Consider the following 8,578-nt stretch of genomic DNA (forward strand, 5'->3'; position numbering starts at 1 on the left):
CGCCCCCCGCACAGCCAAGGGAGCGCACCGGCGACCGTGCAGCGAGAACCACCACCTCCATACGGCCCACGGTGCGCGCGATCGTGGTCGCGGTGTGCGCTGTGGCGCTGTGGATCCTGGCCGACCTCACCCGCGTGATGCCCGCCCGGGTGCTCGCCGCCGCACTGCTGCTCACCCTGGCCGTGGGCGGCGCCTGCATCCTGCTGAGCCTGGTGGGCCTGCACGTGCGCCGCCGCGTGGTCGACGAGGTGGTCCCGGTCGGCAGCCGCGCCCGCATACAGGTTGACCTGGCCCCGAAGGCCCTGCTCACCACCGTCCCCCTGGGCCGCGCAGTGCTGCGCGAGGACCTGCCCGAGGAGCTCGGCGGCCGCGGCGACCTCCCCCTGGCGCACCGCATGCCGCACGCCCTGACCGTGACCCGTCGCGGCACCCACCCCATGGGGGCGCTCAGCATCGTGGTGCGGGACGTGTTCGGCATGTTCCACCTGGACCGCACCATCCACGACGACGCCCGCATCATCGGCCTGCCCGTCGCCGAGCAGATCGACCCGGCCGCCGCCCGCGCCACCGGCATCGCCCACCAGGGCCAGCAGGCTGCCGCCACCGCCCCGGGCATCGGCGAGATCGGTCCCATCGCCCGCCCCTACGTGGCGGGGGACGACATCCGCCGCATCCATTGGCGGGCCCGCGCCCGCCCCGGCCCCCTGATGACCCGGGAGGACGAGCCGCCGGTCGGCCGCACCGCCCTGATCGTGCTGGACAACCGCCGCAGCGGCAGCCAGCCGCACCAGACGGGGCCCGTCGGGCGAGGGGCGCAGCAGCCCCGGCCCGGCAGAGATGGGGCGCAGCATCCCTGGCCCGGCAGAGATGGGGTGCAGCCGCCCCGGCCCGGCAGAGATGGAGCGCAGCAGCCCCGGCCCGGCGGGTCCCATGCCCAGCAGCCACCGTCGGCCGCCCTGATCGCGGCCGAGGACCGCCTGGTGGATCACGCCGCCTCCGTGCTGGCCGGGCTGCGCTCCCACGGCTGGGAGGTGCGGGTGGTGGACGCCGACGGCGATGAGATCACCCGCGCCGAGCGCCACCGCGCCGGCGCCTCCCTGTTGGGCCGCGAGGCCGATGCGAGGGGGGAGCGGGTCTCCCTGATGGCCCTGGCCGACCTCGACTTCGAGGACTCCGAACCCACCCCGCGGCACGCCCAGGGAGGCGAGCACGCCACCGGGCACCCCCAGGTGGTGGTGGCGCTCGGCATCGACGACGGCACCCCCTTCGACGGCCTCGAGCTGGACCGCTTCGCCGGCCGCGCCCACCACCGCACCGCCATCGCCCTGCTGCCCGAGGCCGGTGGTACCGGCCCCACCTCGACCACCGTGAACGGCTGGATGCTGGTGCGCGGTCACGTCGACCATGCCCTGAGCGATCTGCTCACCGCCGCCGGCCCGGGGGAGGCGACATGAGCCCCCTGCTGGGTCGCCCCGGCCTGCACGGAAGCCACCTCCTGCGCCGGGCGCTGCTGCTGGCCGTGAGCATCCTGATCGCCTCGGCGCCCCTGTCGATCCTGCTGGCGGGCTCCAGCTGGTTCGTGCTCACCGCGATGGCCGTGGTTTGCGTGATCGGCTCCGGGGTGCTGCTGCGCATCCTGCTGCGCTCTTCCGTGCTGGTGCCGCTGCTGCAGCTGGCGGTGGCGTCGGGCCTGATCATCACCCTGCAGCGGCTGCGGGGGCTGATCCCCATCGGCGGCGGGCCGCGCGGCATCATCACGGCCCAGCGCGACATCATCGTCGCCGGCTTCCAGGAGCTCGCCGGGAGCTGGCCGCCGGTGGTCCTGCAGGGACCGGGCGCGGTGGTGGTGCTGCTGCTGATCAGCCTGGTGGTGCTGGGCCTGGACCTGATGTTCCTGGACCTGGGCTGGCACACGCCCACGGCCCTGGTGCTGATGGGCTTCATGCTGGCGCCCGCCCTGCAGCAGCCCGCCGGGGGACCCTGGTGGACCCTGCTGGGACCGGTGGTGGCGGGGCTGCTGATCCTCACCGCCCGCACCCTGCACGGCGACCCCTCCTACCTCGAGGGTGATCAGCGCCCCCAGGCCGGGCCCCTGCCCCGCGGGGGCCGCACCGCCGCGGCCGTGGCCGTGTGCTGCCTGCTGGTGGCGGGCAGCACCCTGCCGCTGTCCCGCGCCCTGCCGCAGACGGCCCCGCCGCGGATCCCGCTGTCCCTGGACGTGGTCAACTCCTGGCAGGGCAGGAACGTACCCGCGCCGGGGCCGGTGATGATCGACGACAGCGTCTCGGTGCGCCAGGACCTGCTGCGGGGTGAGGAGCACGAGGTGCTGCGCTACACCACCGACGACGAGGACCCCTCCTACCTGCGCCTGCACACCATGTACCGGTACGAGGACGGGGACTTCGTGACCGGGCCCGGCATGCCCCCGGCGGCCGACGGCGCTCCCGCCCCCTTCTCCGACCTGCAGACCGATCACGAACCTCGCGACGCGCGCACTGATCACCTGGTCTCCACCGAGATCAGCCTCACCGGCTTGGGCGGCAGCACCCTGCCGATGCCGCAGAACGTGCGCGGCCTGTTCGGCCCCATGGTCGACGGCACCTCCGTGGTGCCCGGTGACCCCGGCCAGGTGCAGACCCTCGGTGGCGTCGGCACCGACGGGTTCCAGTACGGCGTCGCCCACGAACCGCGCCCGACCACTCCCGAGCAGCTGCGCGCCGTCCCTGCTGATCAGCTCCGGCAGCCCCTGGAGATGGGGGTGATCACCGGGGAGATCCCGCAGGTCACCGTTGATCTCGCGGATCGTCTGGCCGAGGAGGCCCAGGCCGAGAACGCCTACGACACGGCCGTGGCCTACCAGGAGTTCTTCCGCACCTCCTTCGCGTACTCCCTGACGGTGCGCACCCCGCCCGGGGCCGACCCCGTGGAGACGTTCCTCGAGGACCGCATCGGCTACTGCGAGCAGTTCGCCGCCACCTTCGCGCTGATGATGACCTCCCAGGGGTACCCCACGCGCGTGGTCATCGGCTTCACCGCCGGTCAGCGCGACGGCGACACCTGGGTGGTCACCAACCACAACGCCCACGCCTGGCCCGAGGTGTGGTTCGGCCCCGAACACGGCTGGGTCCCGTTCGAGCCCACGCCCCCGGCCGCCACCAGCGGCGTGAACCCGCCCGCCCACACCGACCCCGATGCCGGCACCGCCGACGAGGAAAACCCCACCCCGAGCAGGAGGCCACCCCACCGAGGAGGAGACCCCGAGGCGGACCAGACGGAACCCACCCCGGAGACGGAGGATCCCACCACCGGCGCGGACGACGCCGGCCAGGGCAGCGGGCAGGATGCTGGCGAGGGCGCCGGGGGCAGCCCTGGGCGTGCTGTTGGGCCTGCTGGGCCTGGCGCTGCGGCGGCCGCGGTGACGTGGGCCCAGCGCAGGCAGGCGGCCGTGCGGGAGCAGCGCTGGGCGGAGGCCGCTGCGAGGGGCCCGGGTGAGCTCACCGCCCTGGCCTGGTCGCAGCTGGAGGCGGCCCTGCGGGCCCGGCAGCGGCGACTGCGATGGCTGGGCTGGACAGGCTGGTACGGCAGGCCCCCGGTGCACCTGCAGCTGGATCCCGCCCTGCCGCCGCAGGAGGCGCTGGCTGCTCTGGTGGAGCGTGCCCGGGAGGGGCGGATCCCCGTCGAGCAGCAACACGAGCAGGCCGCTGCCCGGCTGGGCCGGGCCGTGCACGTGGCCCGCTACGCACCGTCCGGGGGGCAGTCTGGTGCTGGTGCTGGTGCTGGTGCTGGTGCTGGTGCTGGTGCTGGTGCTGGTGCAGGTGCTGGTGCTGGTGCTGGCGGTGCAGTGGCTGGTGCACCGGGCGGTGCGGGGACTGGTGCGCCGGGCGGTGCTGGTGCTGGGGCTGGTGCGCCCGCTGGTGCTGGTGCTGGCGGTGCAGGGGCTGGTGCACCGGGCGGTGCGGGGGCTTCCGGTTCCGGCGCGTCTGCGGGTGCGCCGGGCGGTGCGGGGGCTTCCGGTTCCGGTGCGTCTGCCCTGGGCGAGGCGGCCGGGGGAGTGCTGCGGCAGGACACCGAGACCCTGACCGAACTGCTCACCCGCGCCCCGAGCCGACGCAACTGAACCGGGGCCGCGCGGGCGCGGGGCGACCTGGCGACTGAGCCGGGCCGGCGCGCCTCGGGGCGCAGAACCTCGCTCGACCTCGAGGCAGTTGGCGGTTAGGGACCTCGATACCGCCAACTGCTCACACCTCGGCCGCGGGCGGGTCGCCCTTCTGATGTTTCGACCGGCCCGGTGACCGCCTGTGCGTCGGTCGGCCGGCCTGGTGACCGCCTGTGCGTCGGTCATCCGGCCCGATGACCGCCTGTGCGTCGGTCGGTCAGCCCCGTGCGCCCTCGCCGAACTTGCGCTTCGGCGCCTGCTCCTCGAACGCCCGGGCCGCCCCCAGGGAGTCCACCTCACCCACCACCGGGTTCGGCTGATGCGTGCGGCGGGTGCCGCCGTACAGCGAGAGCAGGTTCATCGACACGGCCCGCTGGTTGCGGTGACCCAGCAGCTGGCCCACGTGCACCGTCAGCCATGCCGCCCAGCCGATCGAGCCGGACAGGTCGGGGAAGGAGGGGATCTCGGCGATCGCGGCATGGCGGCCGATGGTGGCCATGGTGCCGGGGTTCTTGTACCGGAACGCGGTCAGGGGCTTGCCGGCCACCTCGGCGGCGATCATCCGGGCCACGTGCTTGCCGCCCTCCACCGCGGGGCGGGCCAGCTGCGGGAGGCCGTGCTCGCCGCCTGCCATGTCCCCTGCCGCGTACACCCCGGGGAAGCCCTCCACCTGCAGGTGCTCGTCCACCACGATGCGGCCGCGGTCGTCCTGCGGCAGGCCCCACTGGGCGACCTCGTCGGGGATCCCCACGCCGGCCGCCCAGATCGTGATGTCGGCCTCGAGCACGCGGCCGTCGGCCAGGCGGACGAAGTCGTACCCCACCTCCGCCACGCCCTCGCCAAGCGCCAGGGTGACCCCGCGCTCCTCCAGCTCGCGGGCCGCGTACGTGCGGAAGCTGGGGCGGAACTCCTTGATCAGCTCCTTGCCGCGCTGGATCAGGGTGATCTGCAGGGTGCCCGGGTCCATCTCCGGGTACAGGATGTCCAGCTCCTGCCTGCGGAAGTCGGCCAGGGCGCCGGCGATCTCCACGCCGGTGGGGCCGCCGCCCACCACCGCCACGTTCAGGCGGTCCTCGAATCGCCGGCCGGCGGCGTGCGCGGCGGCGCTCTCCCGGCTGGAGCGCTCCAGCTCGGCGAACACCCGGTCGCGGATGGCCAGGGCCTGGGAGCGGGTGTACATCGGCATGGCGTGCTCCTCGGCCCCCTTGGTGCCGAAGAACGTGGTGGTGGCTCCGCCCGCGAGCACCAGGTAGTCGTACTTCATCTCCACCGTGCGGTCCCCGCCGCCCTCGATGGAGACGATCCTGCGCTGCGGGTCCACACCGGTGACCTCGCCCTGCCGGTAGCGCATGTTCGGCACCGTCAGCGACAGCCCGCGCAGGAACATGGTGACGTCCCCGGGGTTCAGACCGGCCGTGGCCACCTGGTACAGCAGCGGCTGGAACGTCTTGTACACGTTGCGGTCGATCAGGGTCACGCGCACCCGGGCATCGCGCAGCCCCAGCACCGCATTCGCGCCGGCGAAACCGCCGCCGACGATCACCACATGGGGCCAGCTGGCACCGTCCTTCGCGGGGACGGCACGGCGGCGACGAGTCAGACCGAGGACCATGGGGAGCTCCTTCGAAGCAGGGCACTGCGCGAAGCGGCGACCACGGGCCGTGGGCCGGGGCGGGCCATCGGCCGGGCGGGCCACCGAGCGGCAGTGCGCGTCGGGACTGTGACGACACTAGGCCACCGGGACGCGCGGTGCGAAGGGGCGGTGGCCGACGGTGGGTAGGAGAGGGGCCGACGGTGGGTAGGAGAGGTGGCCGGTGGTGAGTAGCGGAGGTGGTTAGTGGTGCGCGAAGGAGGGGGTCGGTGGCCGGGTCGAGGAGCGGTGCGCAAGGGAGGGGGTCTGTGGCCGGGTCGCGAAGCGGCCCGAGCGCGGGGTCGGTTCCACTCCGCTCCGCCCGCCCCCGCATCGTCAAAATGCGGCAAAGCCTCACCCGTCGCCCGGTCAAACCATGGCCCTGGGGGATCGACGCAGGGGAACATCGGGTGACACCTTGCCTCCGCGAGGGCGAACCCCTCGGCGTGTCGAGCAGCACGTGAGGTTTGATGGCTGGTGCCACCGTCGGCGCCGTCGTCGCCGTTCCGCGTCCCTTTCCTCCTCAGGAGCATCGTCATGTTCGTACCCCCTGCCCGCCGGGTCACGCGCGGTGCGTCCGTGGGCCTGGGCGCCGCTGCCCTCGCCTTCGGTGCCGCCGTGGTGCCGCTCGGATCCGCCGCTGCCGCCGAGCCCGGTGAGACCGTCACGCTGGTCACCTTCAACGACTTCCACGGCGCACTGAGCGTCGGAAAGCCCTTCGCCTGCACGGTCACCAACGCCCTGGCGGGCGATGAGAACTCCGGGCTCATCTCCGCCGGCGACAGCGTAGGCGGCTCCGAGTTCGCCTCCGCCGTGCAGAACGACGAGCCCACCCTGGACTTCCTGAACGCCCTGGGCGTGCAGGCCACCGCGGTGGGCAACCACGAGTTCGACCAGGACCAGGACGACCTGATGAACCGGATCGTCCCCAACTCCGACTTCCCGACGCTGGCCGCGAACGTCTACCAGGCCGACGGCTCCCGCCTGCTGGAGCCCTACGCGATCGTCGAGGCCGGGGGTGTGAAGGTCGCCGTGGTCGGCGCTGTCACCACCCTGACCCCTTCCAAGGTGAGCCCGGTCGCCGTCGAGGGTCTGGAGTTCCGTGACCCGGTGGATTCCGTGAACGCCGCCGTCGAGGAGCTGAAGGCCTCCGGCGAGGAGTTCGACGTCATCGTCGCCTCGTACCACGAGGGCGCCGGCGCCTCCGCCGACCCCGGCACTGCTCCCTCCGCCGGAGACCGCGCGATCTTCACCAAGATCGTCGAGCAGACCTCCGCCGATGTCGACGCGATCTTCAACGGCGACTCCCATCGCGAGTACGCCTACGACGCGCCTGCCCCGGACGGCGAGGTGCGCCCCGTCGTCCAGGCCGGCTCCAGCGGCTCCCACATCGGCTCGGTCGAGCTCGTGCTCGGGGACGACGGCGACTGGGACGTCGTCAAGGGCGGCACCCAGCTGATCCCCGTGAAGACCGTCAAGGACTCCGACGAGCCCACCGCCGAGGCGCTCGCCGGCTGCGCCACCGATCCCGCTTACATCGCCGCCTCCGGTGTGGCTGAGCAGGCACTGGCCGACGCTGCCATCGAGGGTGCCCGCCCCGTAGGCACCATCGAGGGCGACATCACCACCGCCTGGAACTCCTCCAAGGCCCAGTACGTGGACGGCACCTGGACCCGCACCGACGAGGCTGCGGCCAAGGGCGATGACCGCTCCCGCTTCTCCGCCGCCGGCAACATGCTGGCCGACTCGATGAAGTGGTTCCTTGAGGACCGCGGCGGCTATGAGGGCCAGGAGATCATCGGCTTCATGAACCCCGGCGGCATCCGCGCCGAGTTCTGGTACGAGGCCTCCGGCAGCGAGGGCGATGGCGTGGTCACCTACGCCGAGGCCAACAACGTCACCCCCTTCGGCAACACCCTGAACTCCGGTGAGGTCACCGGCGCGCAGTTCAAGCAGATCCTCGAGGAGCAGTGGCGGATCGCCGACGGCAAGGAGGCCTTCCTCGCCTTCGGTGTCTCCGAGAACGTCACCTACGCCTACGACCCCACTCGTGAGCTGGGTGATCGCATCATCGACCTCAAGATCAACGGTGAGCCGATCGACCCGGAGGCCACCTACACGATCGTGGCGGCCAGCTTCCTGTTCGAGGGAGGCGACGGCATGACCACCCTGGCCCAGGCCTCCAACATCCGCGACACCGGCGTGCTGGACCGCGATGCACTGTCCACCTACTTCGAGAAGAACTCCCCGGTCGCCCCGGACTACGCGCAGCGTCAGCTGTCGGTGCAGATCCTGGAGAGCGGCGAGTACAACGACGAGGAGGGCATCGACCAGGATCCGGTGCTGCGACTGGGCAACCTGGAGTCCCTGAGCCTGGGCGCCCCCCAGATCGAGAAGGTCATCGTGAACGCCGGAGAGTACGGCACCTTCGAGGCCCCCTACGTGCTCGACGAGGAGTCCGGCCGCTACTTCGGCGGCGTCACCCTCACCGACTGGCTGTGCGTGCCCGAGGGCACCTCGGTCCGGCTGACCATCACCGCTGTGCCGGAGACCGGTTCGGAGTTCACCATCGAGGTTCCCTCCTCCACCTGGACCGAGGGTGGCCCGCCTGCCTCCTGCGAGGATGACGACCAGGGCAAGCCCGGTGAGCCTGGCGAGCCCGGTGAGCCCGGCAAGCCCGGTGACGACGGGCAGCCCGGCAAGCCCGGTGACGACGGGCAGCCCGGCAAGCCCGGTGACGACGGGCAGCCCGGCAAGCCCGGTGACGACGGGCAGCCCGGCAAGCCCGGTGA

Annotated in this window: 4 protein-coding genes; 3 read left to right on the plus strand and 1 reads right to left on the minus strand. The window is 72.7% G+C overall.

The features are described 5' to 3' along the window. The first annotated feature begins 71 nt into the window (after positions 1-71). Together IOE58_RS12575 and IOE58_RS14690 are read left to right on the plus strand one after the other, a co-directional pair. Positions 72-1,454, plus strand: a complete 1,383-nt coding sequence (locus IOE58_RS12575) for a DUF58 domain-containing protein (protein WP_348981982.1) — start codon at positions 72-74, stop codon at positions 1,452-1,454. Continuing rightward, entirely contained in the window at positions 1,451-4,117 is a 2,667-nt protein-coding gene (locus IOE58_RS14690; protein ID WP_193866715.1) for a transglutaminase TgpA family protein, read from the plus strand. Before IOE58_RS12575 ends, IOE58_RS14690 begins: the two co-directional genes overlap by 4 nt. Before the next feature lie 256 nt (positions 4,118-4,373). Here the strand turns inward: IOE58_RS14690 and IOE58_RS12585 are convergent, their stop codons facing one another. Further along, positions 4,374-5,768 carry an NAD(P)/FAD-dependent oxidoreductase gene (locus IOE58_RS12585; RefSeq protein WP_193866716.1) on the minus strand — a complete coding sequence of 465 codons (1,395 nt, stop codon included), beginning with the start codon at positions 5,766-5,768 and terminating at the stop codon, positions 4,374-4,376. A gap of 555 nt (positions 5,769-6,323) precedes the next feature. Here IOE58_RS12585 and IOE58_RS12590 point away from each other — a divergent pair. Continuing rightward, a partial coding sequence (locus tag IOE58_RS12590) for a bifunctional metallophosphatase/5'-nucleotidase (protein WP_193866717.1) occupies positions 6,324-8,578 on the plus strand: 2,255 nt, incomplete at its 3' end.

The sequence above is a fragment of the Brachybacterium epidermidis genome (assembly GCF_015209585.1).
Lineage (GTDB): Bacteria > Actinomycetota > Actinomycetes > Actinomycetales > Dermabacteraceae > Brachybacterium > Brachybacterium epidermidis.